This is a genomic window from Comamonas serinivorans (genome assembly GCF_002158865.1).
Taxonomy (GTDB): domain Bacteria; phylum Pseudomonadota; class Gammaproteobacteria; order Burkholderiales; family Burkholderiaceae_C; genus Comamonas_E; species Comamonas_E serinivorans.
This window is the reverse complement of record NZ_CP021455.1, coordinates 3,118,246-3,136,867: the sequence shown is the minus strand read 5'-3', so window position 1 is coordinate 3,136,867 and position 18,622 is coordinate 3,118,246. Positions and strand designations below refer to the sequence as shown.

Below are 18,622 nucleotides of genomic sequence, written 5' to 3'. Positions count from 1 at the left end.
ATGAGCACCACCGGCACCCTCATCTGGGACTCGGACTACGCGTGGGAGGTGCTGCCCGTGCTGGGCCAGGCCTCGCTGGTCACGGTGCAAGCCACGCTGGCCGGGTTTGCGCTGGCGCTGGTCGTGGGGTTGCTGTTTGCCGTGGGGCGGCTGGCTGGCCCCACCTGGTTGCGCTGCGCCGTGGCGGCCGTGGTGGAGTTCCTGCGTTCCACGCCGCTGCTGATTCAGATCTTCTTCCTGTACTACGTGATGCCCGAGGTGGGCCTGACGCTGGCGGCCTTGCCCGCGGGCATGCTGGCCCTGGGGCTGCACTACGGCGCCTACTGCGCCGAGGTCTACCGGGCCGGTCTGCAAGGCGTGCCCCAAGGCCAGTGGGAGGCGGCCCTGGCGCTCAACCTCTCGCCCTGGCGCACCTTGCGCCGCGTGATCCTGCCGCAGGCGCTGCCGCCCATCGTGCCCGCGCTGGGCAACTACCTGGTGGCCTTGTTCAAGGAGACGCCGCTGCTGTCGGTGATCGCCGTGATGGAGTTGATGCAGACGGCCAAGATCCTGGGCTCGGAAAGTTTCCGCTACACCGAGCCCATCACCCTGGTGGGCGGCTTCTTCCTGGCGTTCAGCCTCATCGCCTCGGCGCTGGTGCGCGGGCTGGAGCGAACCCTCAACGCGCGCACGAGGAGGCGCACATGAACGACACGCTGCAACCGGCGGGCGAAGCTGCGGCGCCCGTCCATCCCATGGTGCGCTTTGCCGGCGTGACCAAGCGCTATGGCCCGCTCACGGTGCTGAACGGGCTGGACCTGGCGGTGGCCGCGCACGAAAAGGTGGCCATCATCGGCCCCTCGGGCTCGGGCAAGACCACGGTGCTGCGCCTGCTGATGACGCTGGAGGAGGTCGATGCCGGCGTCATCGAGGTGGACGGCCAGCCCTTGACCCACATGGTGCGCGACGGTCAGCTGGTGCGGGCCGACCGCGCTCACCTGCGGCGCATGCGCGGCCGCATCGGCATGGTGTTTCAGCACTTCAACCTGTTTCCGCACATGACGGCGCTGCAGAACTGCATGGAGGCGCCGGTCACCGTGCTGGGCCTGCACCGCGACGAGGCGCGCGAGCGCGCGGGCGAGCTGCTGGCCATGGTGGGCCTGGCCGACAAGCTCGATCACCACCCGGCCCAGCTGTCGGGTGGTCAGCAGCAGCGCGTGGCCATCGCCCGCGCGCTGGCCATGCGGCCGCAGGTGCTGCTGTTCGACGAGGTGACCTCGGCCCTGGACCCCGAGCTGTGCGGCGAGGTGCTCAGCGTGATCCGCGACCTGGGCCGCGCCCACAGCGTGACCATGCTGATGGTGACGCACCAGATGGGCTTCGCCCGCGAGTTCGCCGACCGCGTGTGTTTCTTCGATCAGGGGCGCATCCTGGAGCAGGGCCCGGCCGAAGCCCTGTTTGCCCAGCCGCGCGAGGCGCGCACGCGGCAGTTCCTGCGCGCGGTGATGGAGGCGGTCTGAGCCGGCGGCGCGTGGGCGCCATCGCAAGCGGTGCGTGAGGTAATGGGGTATGGGTCAATTCCCGTTTTATAAAAAAAGAGAATGGCTCTATACCCCAAAAAATGCAGCCCCGACATGAGGGCTGCATGCGCCGCGGGTGGCGACGGGTGGCTGGCCGGCGTCAGCCGGCCCTGCGGCGGTCCTCGCGCGCTTCAAACCACATGCCGTTCAGGATGGCCACGGTCGAGGCCAAGCCAACCCCCAGGATCCAGGCGAAATACCACATCGAACACCTCCTTGAGTCAATACGCGTTGGGGTTGCTGCCCATCTCGGCCACCGTGACCTTGCCCTTGAGCACGCGGTAGACCCAGGTCGTGTAGGCCAGGATGATGGGCAGGAAGATGACGGTGCAGATCAGCATGATCCACAGCGTCAGGTGGCTGGACGAGGCGTCCCAGGCCGTCAGGCTGGAGCCCGGCTGGCTGATGGACGGCAGCAGGAAGGGGAAGATGGCGAAGCCGACCGACAGGATGATGCCGGCGATGCTGGCGCCAGAGGCGATGAAGGCCAGGCCGCCGCGCTGCGCGCGCAGCCACGCGGCCGCCAGCAGCGCCCCGACCAGGCCCACGATGGGCGCCAGCCACAGCACCGGCGTCGCCTGGTAGTTGGCCAGCCAGCCGCCGGCGGCCGTCACGGTCACGGTCTTGAGCAGCGGGTTGCTGGGGCCGTCGCTGACCACGGTCGAGCCGATGGCATAGCCCGGCAAGCCGAACGACAGCCAGAAACCCCCGAGCACGAACAGCACGAAGCTGGCGATGGCGGCCACGCTGCCGATGCGCGCGGCCCGCCGGGCCACGGGGCCGTCGGTCTTGATCACCAGCATGGCCGCACCGTGTGCCACCAGCATGGCCACGCTGAGCAGGCCGGCCAGCAGCGCAAACGGGCGCAACAGGCCGAAGAAGTGGCCGGTGTAGAAGATGCGCTGCGTGTCGTCGATGTGGAAGGGCACGCCCAGCAGCACGTTGCCCACGGCCACGCCCATGATGAGCGCGGGCACGAAGCCGCCGATGAACAGGCACGCGTCCCAGGTGGCGCGCCAGCGCGTGCTCTCCAGCTTGCTGCGGTACTTGAAGCCCACGGGCCGCAGGATGAGCGCGAACAGGATCACGAACATCGCCAGGTAAAAGCCCGAGAAGCTGACCGAGTACAGCGGCGGCCAGGCGGCGAAGATGGCGCCGCCGCCCAGCACCAGCCACACCTGGTTGCCTTCCCAGACCGGGCCGACGGTGTTGATGACGAGGCGGCGTTCCTCGTCGGTGTGGGCAACGAAGGGCAGCAGCGTGCCAACCCCGAGGTCGAAGCCGTCCATGACGGCAAAGCCGATGAGCAGCACGCCCAGCAGCAGCCACCAGATCACGCGCAAGGCGGTGTAGTCGAGCAAGATGAAATCCATGAGGGGCTCCTGTGTCGTTCAGGCATGACCGGCGATGGCCTGGCCCGTGCGGTCGGGTTCGGAGGCAGGGGCCTGCAGCGAGGGCAGCACCGCGTCGGGCCCCTTGCCGATGGCCTTGAGCATCAGCTTGACCTCGACCACCAGCAGCACCGTGTAGAGCAGCGTGAAGCCCACCAGCGTCAGCAGGATCTCGTACAGCGCCAGGCCCGATGCCGCGTAGAAGGTGGGCAGCACCCCATCCACGGCCCAGGGCTGACGCCCGTACTCGGCCACGAACCAGCCGCACTCGATGGCGATCCAGGGTGCGGGCAGCGACCACAGCGCCACCTTGAGGAAGCCGCGCTTGTCCTCGAAGTTGTTGCGGCAGGCGTACCAGAAGGCCACCACGAAGAAGGCGATGAGGTAAAAGCCCAGGCCGGCCATGATGCGGAAGGTCCAGAACAGCGGCGCCACGCGCGGCACCGTGTCCAGCGCGGCCTGCGCAATCTGCTCGGGCGTGGCGTTGCCGATGTCGTCGCGGTAGCGCTTGAGCAGCAGGCCGTGGCCCAGGTCCTGCCAGTGGCGCTCGAACACCTGGCGGGCCTCGGTGTCCGCCTTGTCGGCGCGGATGCGCTGCAGCGCGCCATAGGCGATCTGGCCGCCGCGGATGCGGTGTTCGGCGCGTTCCACCAGCTCGAGGATGCCGGGGATCTCCTCGCTGAACGAGCGCGTGGCGATCAGGCCCATCATGAAGGGAATCTTGATTTCGGCGTGGTTCTTCTGCTCGGCCTGGTTGGGGATGCCGAAGGCCGTGAAGTCGGCCGGCGCGGCTTCCGTTTCCCACATGGCTTCGATGGCGGCCAGCTTCATCTTCTGGTGTTCGCTGGCGGCGTAGCCGCTTTCGTCACCCAGCACGACCACCGACAGCGAGGACAGCAGGCCAAAGGCCGCCGCCACGGCAAACGAGCGCCGGGCCACGTCCTGGTGCTTGCCGCGCAGCAGGTACAGCGCGCTGATCGACATGACGAAGATGGCGCCCGTGACATACCCCGCCGACACCGTGTGCACGAACTTGGCCTGCGCCACGGGGTTGAACAGCACGGCGGCGAAGTCCACCACCTCCATGCGCATGGTGTCGGGGTTGAAGACGGCGCCCACGGGGTTCTGCATCCAGCCGTTGGCGATCAGGATCCACAGGGCCGACAGGTTGGTGCCCAGGGCCATGAGCCAGGTCACCGTCAGGTGCTGCACCTTGGACAGGCGGTCCCAGCCAAAGAAGAACAGGCCGATGAAGGTCGCCTCCAGGAAGAAGGCCATCAGCCCCTCGATGGCCAGCGGGGCGCCAAAGATGTCGCCCACGTAGTGGCTGTAGTACGACCAGTTCATGCCGAACTGGAACTCCATCACCAGCCCGGTGCCCACGCCCATCGCGAAGTTGATGCCGAAGAGCACGCCCCAGAACAGGGCCATGCGCCGCCAGACCACCTTGTTGGTCATGACGTAGACGCTCTCCATGATCGCGATCATGAAAGACAGGCCCAGTGTCAGCGGCACGAAGAGAAAGTGATACATCGCGGTCAGCGCGAACTGCAACCTGGACAGCTCCACGACTGTCGAGTCATACATGGCGATTCCTCACACGTTCGTTGTTGCGGCCTGCGGCAGGCAGGCCTCTTGGGTGTGAGGGTCCGGGCTTCCCGTCCTCACGCCGCGATGATCCGACTTCGGCCAACACCAGCCATTGATCTACGTCAAGCGGGGAAGCGCTGATTCGGGCGAAGCTCTGCCCCATCGTGTCCTGTTGCGGGCACGCCACCCTTCGCCGGCATGCCCATCCCTTCTGCTTCCGACACGCGCCTGGAGCGCCAACGCCGCCTGGCCTGGCTGCAGGCGCTGGCGCAGGGCGCGCGGCCGGCCCAGCGCGCCGCCACGTTGGCCACCTGGGCGGCGGGCGCCGTGCTGGTCGCGCAGATGGGCGTGCTGGCCTGGCTGCTGGACCAGGCCCTGGCCCGCGAACGGCCGCTGGCCGAGCTGGTGGCGCCGTTGTTGGCCCTGACGGTGCTGGCCATGGCGCGCAGCGGCCTGGTCACGGCCGCGCAGGCCTGCGCGGGCCGGGTGGCCGATGCCGCCAAGCTGGCGTTTCGCACGCGCGTGCACGCCGCCGTGCAGCAGCGTGGTCCGCTGTGGCTGCGCCGCCAGCGCACGGGCGAGCTCAGCGAGCTGCTCGTGAGCCACGCCGATGCGCTCGACGGTCACCACGCCGGCTACCAGCTGGCGCGCGCCGAGCTGCTGGCGGTGCCGCTGCTCATCGCGCTGGCGGTGGCCAGCGTCGATGGGGTGGTGGCGCTGATCCTGCTCATCACCGCGCCCTGGGTGCCCGTGTTCATGATGCTGGTGGGCTGGGGCGCAGAGGCCGCGGGCCGCCAGCAGCTGCAGGCCATGGCGCGCCTGGGGGCGCACTTTGCCGATCGCCTCAAGGGCCTGGGCCTGTTGCGCGTCTACGGCCGCGGGGCCGATGAGCTGGCCGGCGTGGCCCGCGCGGCCGATGGCGTGCAGCAGGGGGCCATGCGGGTGCTGCGCATCGCTTTCCTGTCGTCCACCGTGCTCGAGTTCTTTGCCTCCATCAGCGTGGCGCTGGTGGCGCTGTACTTCGGCCTGAGCCACCTGGGCCTGCTGCACCTGCGCGCGCAGGTGCCCAGCCTGGGCGTCGCCATGTTCTGCCTGCTGCTGGCGCCCGAGTTCTACGCCCCGTTCCGTCGCCTGGCCGCGCACTACCACGACCGCGCCAATGCCCTCGCCGCCGTGGCCGAGGTGGAGCGCCTGCTGGGTGAACTGCCGGCTGCGCCGTCAGCCGCGCTGCCGGTTGCTGAGGAGGGTGCAGTATGTGGGAATGGCCGATTCGCATCCAACGACCATGACCCGATACTGGCCTTGAATGCCGTGACGCTGCGGCCACAGGGCGCAACCCGCGACGTGCTGCAGCACGCCTCGCTCGCGGTGCGCCGCGGGGAGTGGCTGGCCCTGGTCGGCCCCAGCGGCAGCGGCAAAAGCACGCTGCTGGAGGCCGCGGCCGGCTGGCTGGTGCCGCGCGAGGGCACGCGCACGCTGGCGCCCGGCGCGCGCGTGGCCTATGCGGGGCAGCGCCCCTACCTGTTCCACGGCACCATCGCCGACAACCTGCGGCTGGCCTGTCCGCAGGCCAGCGACGCGGCCGTGCAGGCCGCGGCCGAGGCGGCGCAGGTCCTGCGCTTTGCCCGCCGCCTGCCGCAAGGGCTGGACACCGTGATCGGTGAGCGGGGCTTTGGCCTGTCGGGCGGTGAGGCGCGCCGCATCGCCTTGGCCCGCGCCCTGCTGCGCGAGCCCGACGTGTTGCTGCTGGACGAGCCCACGGCCTTCCTCGACCCCGACACCGAGGCCGCGCTGCTGCTGGCCTTGGGCGAGTTCGCGCGCGGCCGCAGCGTGATCGTGGCCACGCACAGCCCGGCCGCCATGCGCTGGGCGCATCGCGTGGTTGACGTGGTGCGCGCGGGATCGCTGGCGGTACCCCGCGCCGATCCGGCGATGGCGGGCGACGCGCACGACGGTGTCCACGCCGGCACCGAGTCGGCCGGGAGCGAGGCGGTCACGGATGGACCCGTCAAAGCGCTCGTTGAAGGGCTTGCCGACGCACCCGCCCCAGCGCTCGCCGAAGGGCCTGCCGAAGGGCTTGCCGATGGGCTTGCCGATGGGCTTGCCGATGGGCTTGCCGATGGATTCGCCGAACGGCCTGCCCAAGCGCCCGCCAAGCCACACGCCCTCGGGGCTGCCCACGCGCCGAACCGCGGGCCCACCCCGATGCTGGAGCCCGCATGACCCGCCCGCGCGACGAGTTGACCGATGTGCTGCGGCGCCAGCGTTCGCGCATCGCGCTGGCGGTGCTGCTGATGGCCATCACCGCCGTGGCGGGCGTGGCTTTGCTGGGGCTGTCCGGCGGCTTCCTGACCGCGACGGCGCTGGCGGGCGCGGTGGGCCTGGGCAGCGGGTTCAACTTCTTTTCACCGGCAGCCGGCATCCGCGCGCTGACGCTGGTGCGCATCGTGTCGCGCTACGTCGAGAAGCTGGTCAGCCACGACACCACGCTGCGCCTGGCGCGTGCGCTGCGGGTCTGGTTCTTCGCGCGGGCGCTGCCGCTGGCGCCGCAACGCCTGGGCGGCCAGCGCATGGGCGATGTGCTGGCCCGCGTGATGTCCGACATCGCCGAGGTGGACGGCACGCTGGTGCGCGCCTGGGGCCCGCTGTGCGCCTTGGCGGCGTTGACGGCGTGCGCCGTGGTGGCCGCGGCGTGGCTGCATGCGCCGGCGGGCGCGGTGCTGGCGGTGTGGGCGGCCACGCTGGGGCTGGCCCTGCCGTGCTGGACACAGCGCCGCGCGGCCGAGCAGGAGCGGCAGCGCGCCAATGCGCGCGGGGCCTGGCGGGCCCAGGTGTTCGAAGGCCTGGAGGGCCTGGCCGACCTCACCGCCCTGGATGCCCGGGCGGCTTGGCACGACCGGGTGGTGGCCCAGGCCCGGCAGCTGGCGCAACACGATGGCCAGCGCCGGCGGCGCCTGCTGGTGGCGCAGGGCTTGCATGGCCTGTTGGCCGGCTGGGGTGTGGTGGCCATGCTGGCCGTGGGGCTGGCGGGCGTGCAGGCGGGGCAGCTGCAGGCCCCGCAGGCCGCGGCGCTGGTGTTTCTGACCGTGGCCACGCTGGAGCTGCTGGCGGGCGTGAGCCAGGCCTGGCAAGCGTGGCACGCCGCGCGGGCCGCGGCCACGCGCCTGCGCGAGCTGACCGACGCGGACGCGGACGCGTGCGGACCGCCGCTGGCGCCGGCGGGGCGGGGCGACGCAGCCGAGCCCGGCGTTGAACCGCGGCTGGCGTCGCGTGACGGCGCCGGGCAGGATGGTGCCCCGCACACCATCGCCCAGGCCGAGTGGAATGCCGAAATCCAAATGAGTCGGGAGTATGGCCATGCATCCGATGAATCGAAATCGACCACCGATGGATACTGTGAAACACACCTGCCGCGCCCGCTGTGCCTGAGCCAGCTGACCTTCGGCCACACTGGCCAGCCGAGCGTGTTGCGGGGGCTGTCGCTGTGCCTGGCGCCCGGCGAGCGCGTGGCCATCCGGGGCGACAGCGGCTGTGGCAAATCCACGCTCAGCGAACTCATCCTGGGCCTGTGGCCGCCGCAGCAGGGCCGCGTGAGCTGGGGCGGCGCCGACCTGCGCGAGCTGGACGTGGGGTGGTGGCACGCCCAGATCGCCTGGTTGCCCCAGGGCGCACCCGTCTTTGCCGGCACCGTGGCCGACAACCTGCGCCTGGGCGACCCCCAGGCCAGCGACGCGCGGCTGTGGCAGGTCCTGAGCGAGGTGAACCTGGCCGACTGGGCCCGGCAGGCCGAGGGCCTGGCCACCTGGGTGGGCGAGAACGGCGCCACGCTGTCGGCCGGGCAGGCGCGCCGCCTGGCCCTGGCGCGTGCGCTGCTGCGCCGCGCACCGCTGATGGTGCTGGACGAGCCCACGGAAGGCCTGGATGTGGACACCGCCGCGGCCGTCATGCAGGACCTGACGGTCGCGCTGGCCGGGCGCAGCCTCCTCGTCATCACCCACGCGCCGCTGCCGCCCGGCGTGGTGCAGCGCGAGCTGTGGCTGCGGGACGGCCGGCTGTCGCCGCAGGCGGCGTGAGCCCGCCAAGCCATCGCTGTCGCGCATGGACGCTCGCTGTGGTCGCGGGGCAATGTCCTGCGCCAGCGCGATTCGCCACGTGCTCACCGCGGCGTCAGTGGCCTGCCGATGCGCCGGTCAGCCGCGGCCAGTGCACGTGCTGGGGTGGCGCACAGGGGCCTGACCGCCCGGGGCTGGGGGCGAGCCGCCACCGCGTGCACGTCGAGCACTTGGCCTGGGCCTGGGCGCCACCCGCAGGCGCCGTGGCCGCCCGCGGTGTGCTCGGGCGGCCACGGTCGCGCGGCTGGAAGAGGGGAACACCGGTTGCGCCCAACCGCAGGGCGCTGGCGGCTGGACGGGATCCCCGCGCTGACCCGCGCGCCACAAGGGCAGGCCGCCCAAGCCCGGTTCCGCGCAGCGCGCCCTGCGGGGATCACCACCGGCGCGGTCACAGGCCCGTGCCACAATCCGCGCATGTTTTTCACCCTGCCCACGATCATGACCTGGTCGCGCATCGTCGCGATTCCGCTGATCATGGCCGTGTTCTACCTGCCCCTGCCGATCGAAGCCCGCAATGTCATCGCCGCCGCGATGTTCGTGTTCTTCGCGTTCACCGACTGGCTGGATGGCTTCCTGGCGCGGCGCCTCAACCAGACCTCGGCCTTCGGGGCCTTCCTCGATCCGGTGGCCGACAAGTTCCTGGTCTGTGCCTCGCTGCTCATCCTCGTGCACCTGCAGCGCTGCGACGTGTTCGCGGCGCTCATCATCATCGGCCGCGAAATCGCCATTTCGGCCCTGCGCGAGTGGATGGCCAAGATCGGGGCCAGCGGCAGCGTGGCGGTGCACATGGTCGGCAAGCTCAAGACCACGGTGCAGATGGTGGCCATTCCCTTCCTGCTCTACAACGGCGTGCTGTTCGGCGTCGACAGCCGCCTGTGGGGCACGGTGCTGATCTGGCTGGCCGCGGTGCTCACCGTCTGGTCCATGCTGCATTACCTGCAAAAAGCCCTGCCGGCCATCCGGCAACACGGCTGATGGGGTATGCGGCTGTTGTCGTTTGAATCACAACGGCAATCGGCTCATACTGCATGAAATCCGCCTAACCCCGCGGCGATGACCCGCATGAAAAAAGGCCTGTCTGCACGACAGGCCTTTTGCGTCAGCGGGGCGACTCAGCGGTAGAGCTGGTTGCCATCCAGGCGCACGCGGTCCCCGATGCGCACGCTGGGCGCATCGGCGTAGTCCAGGCTGTGCATCTGGCCGTTGTCCAGCTGCACGGTCACGCGGTAGTAGTCGCGGCCCTGCGAGCGCGTGGCGTTCTGTTCCACGGCACGGCCGATCAAGGCGCCCGCTGCGACACCGGCAATGGTGGCTGCCGTGCGGCCCGAGCCGCCGCCCACCTGGTTGCCGGCCAGGCCGCCCACGGCGCCACCCACCACGGCACCGGCCAGGCCGCTGCCGCCTTGGCCGCGCACCAGCTGCACGTTGGTCACGCGGCCATAGCCTTGCGTGTAGCCGCCTTGGTTGTAGCCACCCTGGCTGGAGCCCTGGTTGTAGCCCCCCTGATTGCCATAGCCACCTTGCTGATAGGGTGCGGCGCAGGCGGCGAGGCCCGCCACGGCGATCACGACCGTGGCCATTGAGGCGGCGCGTTGGAATGCAAACATGGGTTGTCCTTTCTGAGGGTTGAATCTGTGCGCCCAACCCAGGTCACCGACCGAGCCGGGGCGTGGCACCGTTTGTACCCAATTCATGTCAAGAATTGCGTAGGTCAAAACGCTGTAGCGGCAACAAAGGCACGCATTCGTAACGATTTGAGCCGCGGGGTGGGGGAGCAGCGCGCTTGCTGCTCGGCGAGCCGTTTGGCAAGCTGTCCGGCCAGCCGTTCGGCAAGTCTTTTGGCAAACCGTTCGGGCATGTGTGCTTTGGTGCGTGAACGTCGCCGCTGGCGAAGCGGCTCAGAGCTTGCCCGTCGAGCCGTAGCCGCCTGCGCCGCGGACGGAGGCCTGCTCGAAATCCTCCACCACGCGCAGCTGCGCCTGCACCACCGGCACGATGACCAGCTGCGCCAGGCGCTCCAGCGGCTCGATCACGAACGGCGTGGCGCTGCGGTTCCAGGCGCTGACCATGAGCTGGCCCTGGTAGTCGCTGTCGATCAGACCGACGAGGTTGCCCAGCACGATGCCGTGTTTGTGGCCCAGGCCCGAGCGCGGCAGGATCAGGGCCGCGTAGCCCGGGTCGGCCAGGTGGATCGCGAGGCCGGTGGGGATGAGCTCGGTCTGCCCGGGCGCCAGGGTGAGGGGCGTCGCCACGCAGGCCTTGAGGTCCAGGCCGGCGCTGCCCGGCGTGGCGTAGGCGGGCAGGGCGCCGCGCAGGCGTTCGTCGAGGATCTTGACGTCGAGGTGCATGGGAGGTGTGTCTGAAAAAATGGCGAAGTATGCCTCAAGCCCCGTTGGTTGTTGAATGAACAAGGCGGCATACCCAGACCTGTCTGAAGCGGTGGAGGGGCTCGGTGCAGAGCCCAGGCGGTTCATGCTCAGAGCCGGCAACGTCGACCCTGACGGGCCGCTGCTGGGGTCGTCGGTCGTGGCGCGCTGGGCCAGGCGGCTGAAGCCGTAGACCTCGGCGTTGCCACCCAAGGTCACCCGCGTCACCTCGCGGGTTTCGCCAGGCTCGAAACGCACGGCGGTGCCGGCGGCGATGTCCAGCCGCATGCCCCCAGGCCTTGGTGCGCTCGACCAGATGCGCTGAAATCGGCGAATCCGTGCAGACCCGATCAACCGATCGATCCGCAGCGCGCCATGGGCTCGACCTGCAACGGCTTGGTTGGGCATGAACCGTTGCGGGTGGTCGCTGGTGCCGTTCTTGCAGCGCGTCGTGGCCAGGCCGGCTGAGGCAGCCGAGTCGACCAATCGACCCAGTAGTCAATGCTCAGTGATCAAGGCGCCAGGATGGCGCCGCTGGTCAGCACGCCGCGCCGCGGGGTGCGGTCGTCGTGGCTCACGCTGGCGATGCACACGCCGGCTGCGCTCAAGGCAGCGCGCAGGTCGCGGCGCGGTGTGGTGCGCTGGATGTGCTCGAGTGGCAGCGTGGCGGCGAAGGCCGGCGTGGCCCACACGCGGGCGATCCAGGCGGCCGACCGCGGCCAGCGCCCGGCGTCCACGGTCCAGCCGGCCATGGCCGCATTGCGCAGGAAGCAGGCCGGGGTGATGTCGGCCATCAGGGGCGCCTCGCCGAACAGGAAGCCGCTGGCGGGCGCCACGCCCTCGAGCCAGTCGAGGATGGCGGGCAGGTCGTGGTCCAGGGCCTGGGCCACCAGCGCCTCGTCGGTCGGCTGCTTCCAGACGAAGGGGCCGATGACGCGCTGGAAGAACAGCTTCCAGACGATGGACTCGCCCATGCGGCTGTCGCAGTACTCCTCGATCCAGCGCGCCTGGGCCCGGTCGCGCGGCGTTGCGGGCAGCAGCGGCGGCTCGGGGTAGGCCTCGTCCAGGTATTCGCAGATGACGGTGGAGTCGTTGAGCACGAAGTCGCCATCGACCAGCACCGGGATGCGGCGCAGCGGGCTCAGCCGCGTGAAGGCGTCGTTGCCGAAGTAGGGCACCACGGGATCGAGTTCGAAGGCGATGCCCTTGATGGCGAGCGCGATCAGCACCTTGCGGGCATAGGGCGAGATGTGGTTGCCGATGATCAACATGGGGGGCTCCTCGGAACGCCGGCCGGTGGCTGACGGCTGTCGCGCATCGGCGCTGGCTGCGTGGGGCGGCACTGGCGGGCGGCAGCCTGCACCTGGCTGACTCTGTGGCGATGAGTGTGGCAGTATCACGGGGTTGCCGTTATGTTGTCAACGGCAAGAGTGGGATACTGCTTTGACGTTGGATCCTCGTATCCGCTCATCGGATAGCCGCCAGCCAGCGAAGCCGTCGCGCGCTGGCCACCCGATCCTCTTGCGCACGCCATGATCTGAGGGCAACCCGGCGCCTGCCGATGCGGGGCGTGCGGGTGACGCTGGAGGCCGGCCATGCCCGCCCGGCGGCATCAACCGCGTCCTCGCCGGTCGTCAGCGCGTCGGGTGGCGTCAGGCGCTCCAGGCACTTCAGGCCGCCAGCCGCCTGGCCACCTCGGCCACCAGCTGGCGCGCCAGCGTGAGCTTGTCGGCGCGTGGCAGCTCGGTGTGGCCGTGGGCGTCGACCAGCAGCAGCGCGTTGTCGTCCAGGCCGAAGGTCTGCGGGCCGATGTTGCCGACGAGCAGCGGCACCTGCTTGCGGGCGCGTTTGGTTTGGGCGTTGGCCAGCAGGTCCTGGCTTTCGGCGGCAAAGCCCACGCAGTACAGCGCGCCGGACTGGGCGCGCGGCGAGTGGGCCACGGTCGCGAGGATGTCGGGGTTTTCGACGAAGGCCAGCTCGGGCACCTGGCCCGAGCCGTCCTTCTTGATCTTCTGGTCGGCGGCGTTGGCGGGGCGCCAGTCGGCCACGGCCGCGGTGGCGATGAACAGGTCCGCCGCATCGACCTGGGCCTGCACAGCGGTCAGCATGTCGCGCGCCGAGGTCACGTTGAGGCGGCTCACGCCGTGGGGCGTGGTCAGGTTGACAGGGCCGGCCACCAGCGTGACCTGGGCGCCGGCCTCGCGTGCGGCGCGCGCGATGGCAAAGCCCATCTTGCCGCTGGACCGGTTGGTGATGCCGCGCACGGGGTCGATGGCCTCGTAGGTGGGGCCAGCCGTGATCAGCAGGCGTTTGCCGGCCAGGGTTTGCGGGGTGAGCGCGGCCACCAGGTCCTGCAGCAGCTCTTCGGGTTCGAGCATGCGGCCATCGCCGACCTCGCCGCAGGCCTGGTCGCCGGCGTTCACGCCCAGCACCCGTGCACCGTCGGCCACCACCTGTTTCAGGTTGCGCTGGGTGGCCGGGAACGCCCACATCTCGCGGTTCATGGACGGCGCCAGCAGCAGCGGCACGCGGTGCGCCGGTCGCGCCACGCACAGCAGCGACAGCAGCTCGTCGCAGCGGCCCTGGGCCAGGCGGGCGATGAAATTGGCGCTGGTGGGCGCGATGAGGATGGCGTCGGCCTCGCGCGAGAGGTTGATGTGCGCCATGGCGTTGGGCTCGCGCGCGTCCCACTGCGAGGTGTAGACCGTGCGGCCCGACAGCGCCTGCATGGTGGTCGCGGTGATGAACTGCTCGGCCGCTTCGGTCATCACCACCTGCACCGTCGCGCCTGCCTTGGTCAGCAGCCGACACAGGGCCGCCGCCTTGAAACAGGCCGCGCCGCCCGTCAACCCCAACACGATGTGTTTGCCTGCCAGATCCGTCATGGCGCGCAATGTAGCAGAGGCCCCCGGGGCGCGCCCAGGCGCGAACGCGACATGCGCCGTGGCCGTTCACGATGGGGTTGCTCCGCACGCGTGGCTTGACGGGCGTGGGCGGCGAGACGCCTACGTGGTGTTCTTCCTGAGCTTCTTCGCCATCCTGATCAGCGTTTTCAACTCGCAGGCGCTGGGCACCGCGGGCCTGGTGTTCCTGGCGTTCTTCGGCTTGCTGATGGCGCTCATCAACGCCAACATGCCGGCGCAAGCTGTGCAGACCCGTTGGGGCGACGCGCGCTCCGCGCCGCACAACCCATGGGCGTGAACGCAGCGTCTGCCGTGCTCTCGGAGCCGCATGACCGCACCGTTCGGCGCACCGGCTCTCGGCCATGCGCCAGTCGGGTTGGGCTCGCGGCAAGCCGTCTTGAACCATGGCGCGGTGGCTGGTGCGCTGCACCGCAGCGGATCGACAGGCGGACCCACGCGGACCAGACTATCCCTTGCGCGCCCCTTGAACTTCGCGGCTGCGTCATCATGTGCGGCCCTGCTGGGTTCGGCGCATGCCGGGTTGGTTTTGAAAGGACTTCGCGATGTGGCGTTTGGGACGGCTGTTTGCGCTGCTGCGCACCGAAGGCAGGCTCATCTGGGCCATGCTGCGCGATCCGCGCGCGCCTTGGGCGAGCAAGCTGGTGGCGGTGCTCGCGGTGCTCTACGTGGTCAGCCCGGTGGACCTGGTGTCGGACCTGATCCCCGTGCTGGGCTGGCTGGATGACGGCTTGATCGCGTTCTTCCTGCTCAAGCTCGCCATGCGCTTTCTGCCGCCCGACCTGCATGCCGCCTTGCGGTCACAGGTGCAGGCCCGCCAGGGCAAGAAGGGCGCTGCCGGCCCGGTGTGAGCACGCGGGCGGGTGGCTGCGCGCCGCTTGCCCAGAACGGCTTGCTGAGGCCCGCGAACCGTGACGGTGCGGATCAGCCCCAGCTGCTCAAAGGCCCCCTGGGCGCGCGCTGGCGCTCGCCCGTGCGTCGCGCCAGGGCGACCGTCAACACGAACAAGCCTGGCGAGGGAATGGGGCGGCTTGTGTGGCCTCGCACAAGCGCTGTGGTTCCTGTCGTCGTCTGTGGTGCGCTGGGCCAGCGGCCGAGGCCCAGGCCGCCGCCATCACGGACAAAGCCGCCGCAGGTGCATCGAGGAAAACAGGGTATCCACTCATTCTCGTTGATGCCATGACGGGTGGGGGCTATACCCGCATCGTCCTCGTCAGGCTGCCATCAGCACAGACCCGGCCCAGTCAAACCAGCGTGCCTGCCCTTGAGCCCTGAGCGGCGAGACCGGCGTTCGAGATGACGTCGGCGGCCCCTGGACCGAGATCGCGCGTGGTGGCCGGCGGCATCCCCCGTGCCCACGACGTGATCGACCAGAGCGGGAGGCAAGGCGGCGTGCAGACCTGGACGATCAGGCACCCCCGCCAACCAGCTGCAGCAGCACACAGGCGCTGGCCAGCGCGGTGGCCAGCGCGCAGGCCAGGCCGGCGCGGCGGGCGGCCAGCAGGGTGTGCACGGCCTGGGGCGGCGGGGCCTGGTCGTGCAGGGCATAGGCGCCGGGCTTGTGCAGGCGCACGCCCAGCCGCAGGGCCATGGCGCCCATGGTCCAGCCGCCGTTGGGCGAGGGCGTCTTGGCGGCTTCGCCGGGTAGGGCGCGCCACAGCAGCCCGGGCGCGCCCAGCATCAGCAACCCGGCCGTGATGCGCGCCGGCAGCCAGCTCAGCACGTCGTCGGCGCGGGCGGCCCACTTGCCGGCCCAGGCCCAGTTGCGCCCGCCGCGCGCCCCGGGGTAGCCCCACATGGCGTCGGCGGTGTTGGCAAAGCGGTACAGCGCCGCGCCCGGCAGGCCCAGCAGCGCAAACCAGAACAAGGGCGCGACCAGCGAGTCGCAGAGGTTCTCGGCCAGGGTTTCGATGGCCGATTCGCGCACCGTGGCTTCGTCCAGCATGCTGGTGTCGCGGCTGACCAGGCGCGACAGTTGCTCGCGCCCCGCTTGCAGCGACTGGCCCAGCGCTGTTTCGACGGCCAGCACTTCGTCGTGCAGCATGGCCCAGGCCAGCAGGGGCTTGAGCAGCAGGGCCAGCACCAGCACCGCGCCGGCAATCGGCAGGTGCAGGGCCAGCGCCTGCAGCCCGGCGGCCACGGCCATCACCAGCAGCGCGCCGCCGCACCAGGCCAGCGCGCCCAGCACAAAGGGTTTGGCGGTGGGCTGGGTCCGGTTCTGGAACAGGTCGGCCGGATGGGCCGCTTCGGGCGCGATGCGCCGGCCCAACGCGGCCAGGTAGTGGCCCATCCAGACCACGGGGTGCCAGCGCAGGCCGGGCTCGCCCAGCATGCGGTCGATCAGCAGCGCCAGGGCCGGCACGCAAGCGAGCAGCAGCGCCCAGGACGCGTTCACCGGCAGGGCCGGCGAGCTGGCGGCCGCGCCCAGCTCGGCCCAGGTCGGCAGCCAGGACCAGGCGTCGTGGCCTTGGCCGTGCGGGGCCAGCGGCCACCAGCCCTCGCCGCCGAACGTGGGCCAGGCGACGGGGTGCAGCGGCGCGGTGTCGGTGGCGGCGCTCATGCGGGGCTCCCGTCGGGCGATGGTGTCGGTCCACTGGCAGCCGCTGCGACCGGGCGAGGCGTGGGGCTTGTCGGCGCCGGGCGGGCTGGCATGGCCTCGGGTGTGGGTGTGGGCGATGTGCCCGACGCGCGCAGGTGGCGGTCGCCCGTTCCTGCAGCGTCGGCTTTCGGGGCGCAGGCCGGGGCAGCGGCCGGCGTGCGCCCAGGCGCCGACACGGGGGCAGGCTCCGCCCCAGGCGCACACCCGGATGCGGGCGCAGCGCCTGTCGCAGGCGCATCCCGATTGGCCACATCGCCCGTTGCCATGGATTGCGAACACGGGTCAGGCGGCTGGGGCCAGCCCTCGTCGAAGCACAGCGCGGCCAGCGGCTGGCGCTGCGCCCAGCCCACCTCGGCCAGCATGGGCTGGGCGTAAAAGGCCGGCACTGGTCCCAGGCACAGCACGCCGATGGGGCGGCTGCCGGGGGGCAGGCCCAGCAGCTCGGACAAGGCTTGCGGGTCGAACAGCGAGACCCAGCCCATGCCCAGCCCTTCGGCGCGCGCGGCCAGCCAGAGGTTCTGGATGGCGCAGGCGGCCGAGGCCAGGTCCATTTCGGGCAGCGTGCGGCGGCCAAACACGTGTGCCTCGCGGCCCGGGGGCAGCACCACGATCAGCAGCTCGGCGCACTCCAGCACGCCCTCGACCTTGAGCCGCATGAAGTCGTCCTCGCGCTCGCCCAGTGCGCGTGCGGTCAGCACGCGTTCCTGCTCGACGAGGGCGTGGATGGCTGCGCGCCGCTCGCGCGATCGCACGCGGATGAAGCGCCACGGCTGCATGAAGCCGACGCTGGGGGCATGGTGCGCAGCGGTCAGCAGGCGCTGCAGGGTGGCGTCATCGACCCGGCCGCCGGCGAAATGGCGCATGTCGCGGCGTTCGTGGATGGCGCGGTACACGGCCTCGCGCTCGGCGGCACTGAAGGCGTGGGCGCCAGCCCCGGGTGCGTTGGGCGCCTGCGCGGGGTCGGGCGACGCAGCGGCCGGCTCGGCACCGGGGGCCTGCGGATTGGGGGGCGGGCTCAGGGTCATGGGGCAGGGGCCGGCTGGGCGGGGCGGGTCATGCGCACGCGGGTCGTCGGAGCGGGATGTGCGGGCATGCCTGTGGCCGGGGTGATCAACTGAACAGTATCCGTCGAAACCCGATGATTCGATATCGAAAATGCATGCATACCCCAGGCGATCCGTCGCATGGTGTCAATCCTCGATGCCGCGCTGCGCGGGGATGCCGGCCTTGAAGGCGTGCTTGACCAGCGTCATCTCGGTCACGGTGTCGGCGATGTCCACGATCTCCTGTGGGCAGCGGCGGCCCGTCAGGCAGACGTGCACGTCCTTGGGCCGGCTGTGCAGCGTGGCGATCACCTCCTCGAGCGGCAGCCAGCCGTAGATCAGCGGGTAGGTGATTTCGTCGAGCACGACGAGGAAGAACTCGCCGCTCAGGATGGCGGCCTTGGCCTGTTCCCAGCCGTGGCGCGCCAGCTCGGCCGACTGGTCCAGGTCGCGGCTCTTCCAGGTGAAGCCGTCGCCCAGGCCGACGATGGGCAGGCCCAGCTTGTCGAACATGCGGTGTTCGCCAAAACGGGCCGTGGGCACCTTCATGAACTGGAAGATCTTCACGGCCTTGCCCCGGCCAGTGGCGCGCAGGGCCAGGCCGAAGGCCGCGGTGCTCTTGCCTTTGCCGTTGCCGGTGTTCACCAGGATGAGGCCACGGCGCTCGCCATCGGGCTTGGGCACGTCGCGGTCCACGGGAGGCGTTTCAATCTGCATGGGGTGTTGTGTCGGAAAGAATTGGTGAATGGAGTATGGGTGATTCGCCGTTCAAATTGAATCGGGGATGGCTGCATACTGTGTGAAAAGTGGGGCTGACTGGCGCCCGCTTGGCGGGCGTGCCCGCGGGTGTTCGAGGGCCTGTGTTGACGCTGCGGCAGGCCGGCCCGGTGGCGTGGCGCGGGGACGGCCGTGTTGGCGCAGCTGTGCTGGCGCGCCCGGGTCTGGGCAGGTCCGATGGGCCGAGGGGCTTGCGCGCTTCGGGTGGGCGACGGTGGCAAGTCGCTCAGCCACGGGGCAGCGCCTCCTGCGTCGGGCCGCTCC

General features: G+C 70.5%; 16 protein-coding genes and 2 pseudogenes. 7 read left to right on the top strand and 11 right to left on the bottom strand.

The window, feature by feature from the left end:
• Together ehuD and ehuA are read left to right on the top strand one after the other, a co-directional pair.
• On the top strand, nucleotides 1-687 hold the full coding sequence (gene ehuD, locus CCO03_RS13290; protein WP_087281785.1) for an ectoine/hydroxyectoine ABC transporter permease subunit EhuD: 687 nt from the start codon (nucleotides 1-3) through the stop codon (nucleotides 685-687).
• Nucleotides 684-1,499, top strand: coding sequence for an ectoine/hydroxyectoine ABC transporter ATP-binding protein EhuA (gene ehuA / locus CCO03_RS13285; protein ID WP_087281783.1), 816 nt, complete (start codon nucleotides 684-686; stop codon nucleotides 1,497-1,499). Before ehuD ends, ehuA begins: the two co-directional genes overlap by 4 nt.
• 160 nt (nucleotides 1,500-1,659) lie before the next feature.
• Here the strand turns inward: ehuA and cydX are convergent, their stop codons facing one another.
• Genes cydX through CCO03_RS13270 form a run of 3 tightly spaced genes read right to left on the bottom strand, consistent with a single transcriptional unit; the run spans nucleotide 1,660 to nucleotide 4,537 of the window.
• Entirely contained in the window at nucleotides 1,660-1,764 is a 105-nt protein-coding gene (cydX, locus tag CCO03_RS13280) for a cytochrome bd-I oxidase subunit CydX (protein ID WP_087281781.1), read from the bottom strand.
• A 16-nt stretch (nucleotides 1,765-1,780) separates the two neighbouring features.
• Nucleotides 1,781-2,932, bottom strand: coding sequence for a cytochrome d ubiquinol oxidase subunit II (gene cydB / locus CCO03_RS13275; protein ID WP_087281779.1), 1,152 nt, complete (start codon nucleotides 2,930-2,932; stop codon nucleotides 1,781-1,783).
• Between the two features lie 18 nt (nucleotides 2,933-2,950).
• Nucleotides 2,951-4,537, bottom strand: a complete 1,587-nt coding sequence (locus CCO03_RS13270; RefSeq protein WP_087281777.1) for a cytochrome ubiquinol oxidase subunit I — start codon at nucleotides 4,535-4,537, stop codon at nucleotides 2,951-2,953.
• Nucleotides 4,538-4,738: 201 nt separating this feature from the next.
• On the opposite strand from CCO03_RS13270, the gene cydD reads away from it, so the two are divergent.
• The 3 genes from cydD (at nucleotide 4,739) to pgsA (ending at nucleotide 9,627) form a co-directional block, all read left to right on the top strand.
• Nucleotides 4,739-6,763 carry a thiol reductant ABC exporter subunit CydD gene (cydD, locus tag CCO03_RS13265; RefSeq protein ID WP_205690302.1) on the top strand — a complete coding sequence of 675 codons (2,025 nt, stop codon included), beginning with the start codon at nucleotides 4,739-4,741 and terminating at the stop codon, nucleotides 6,761-6,763.
• A complete protein-coding gene (locus tag CCO03_RS20190; protein ID WP_205690301.1) occupies nucleotides 6,760-8,613 on the top strand; it encodes an amino acid ABC transporter ATP-binding/permease protein in 1,854 nt (617 codons plus the stop codon). The genes cydD and CCO03_RS20190 overlap by 4 nt, the downstream gene beginning before the upstream one ends.
• Before the next feature lie 453 nt (nucleotides 8,614-9,066).
• A complete protein-coding gene (pgsA, locus tag CCO03_RS13255; RefSeq protein WP_087281775.1) occupies nucleotides 9,067-9,627 on the top strand; it encodes a CDP-diacylglycerol--glycerol-3-phosphate 3-phosphatidyltransferase in 561 nt (186 codons plus the stop codon).
• Nucleotides 9,628-9,764: 137 nt separating this feature from the next.
• Here the strand turns inward: pgsA and CCO03_RS13250 are convergent, their stop codons facing one another.
• The 5 genes and pseudogenes from CCO03_RS13250 to coaBC form a co-directional block, all read right to left on the bottom strand.
• Nucleotides 9,765-10,259, bottom strand: coding sequence for an outer membrane lipoprotein (locus CCO03_RS13250; protein ID WP_087281773.1), 495 nt, complete (start codon nucleotides 10,257-10,259; stop codon nucleotides 9,765-9,767).
• A gap of 291 nt (nucleotides 10,260-10,550) precedes the next feature.
• Nucleotides 10,551-11,000: a dUTP diphosphatase gene (dut, locus tag CCO03_RS20470; protein ID WP_169717504.1), complete on the bottom strand. Its 450-nt coding sequence runs from the start codon at nucleotides 10,998-11,000 to the stop codon at nucleotides 10,551-10,553.
• Nucleotides 11,001-11,243: 243 nt separating this feature from the next.
• Nucleotides 11,244-11,306: pseudogene (locus CCO03_RS20465) on the bottom strand (urease subunit beta); the annotation flags it as partial.
• A gap of 224 nt (nucleotides 11,307-11,530) precedes the next feature.
• Nucleotides 11,531-12,289 carry a glutathione S-transferase family protein gene (locus CCO03_RS13240; RefSeq protein WP_087281769.1) on the bottom strand — a complete coding sequence of 253 codons (759 nt, stop codon included), beginning with the start codon at nucleotides 12,287-12,289 and terminating at the stop codon, nucleotides 11,531-11,533.
• A 399-nt stretch (nucleotides 12,290-12,688) separates the two neighbouring features.
• On the bottom strand, nucleotides 12,689-13,903 hold the full coding sequence (gene coaBC / locus CCO03_RS13235) for a bifunctional phosphopantothenoylcysteine decarboxylase/phosphopantothenate--cysteine ligase CoaBC (protein ID WP_087281767.1): 1,215 nt from the start codon (nucleotides 13,901-13,903) through the stop codon (nucleotides 12,689-12,691).
• Nucleotides 13,904-14,027: 124 nt separating this feature from the next.
• Here coaBC and CCO03_RS20460 point away from each other — a divergent pair, with 124 nt between their 5' ends.
• The gene (locus CCO03_RS20460; RefSeq protein WP_236903810.1) at nucleotides 14,028-14,219 is read left to right on the top strand and encodes a hypothetical protein; all 192 of its coding nucleotides are present in this window, start codon (nucleotides 14,028-14,030) and stop codon (nucleotides 14,217-14,219) included.
• Nucleotides 14,220-14,484: 265 nt separating this feature from the next.
• Nucleotides 14,485-14,790, top strand: coding sequence for a YkvA family protein (locus CCO03_RS13225; RefSeq protein ID WP_087281765.1), 306 nt, complete (start codon nucleotides 14,485-14,487; stop codon nucleotides 14,788-14,790).
• Nucleotides 14,791-15,347: 557 nt separating this feature from the next.
• Here the strand turns inward: CCO03_RS13225 and cbiB are convergent.
• From cbiB to cobO, 3 genes and pseudogenes are all read right to left on the bottom strand, one after another.
• Nucleotides 15,348-16,499 (bottom strand): adenosylcobinamide-phosphate synthase CbiB, encoded by a 1,152-nt coding sequence (gene cbiB, locus CCO03_RS13220; RefSeq protein WP_087281763.1) that lies wholly within the window; start codon nucleotides 16,497-16,499, stop codon nucleotides 15,348-15,350.
• Nucleotides 16,500-16,828: 329 nt separating this feature from the next.
• Nucleotides 16,829-17,401, bottom strand: a pseudogene (gene bluB, locus CCO03_RS20450) (5,6-dimethylbenzimidazole synthase); the annotation flags it as partial.
• A gap of 327 nt (nucleotides 17,402-17,728) precedes the next feature.
• A complete protein-coding gene (gene cobO, locus CCO03_RS13210) occupies nucleotides 17,729-18,298 on the bottom strand; it encodes a cob(I)yrinic acid a,c-diamide adenosyltransferase (protein WP_087281759.1) in 570 nt (189 codons plus the stop codon).
• Nucleotides 18,299-18,622: the final 324 nt, after the last annotated feature.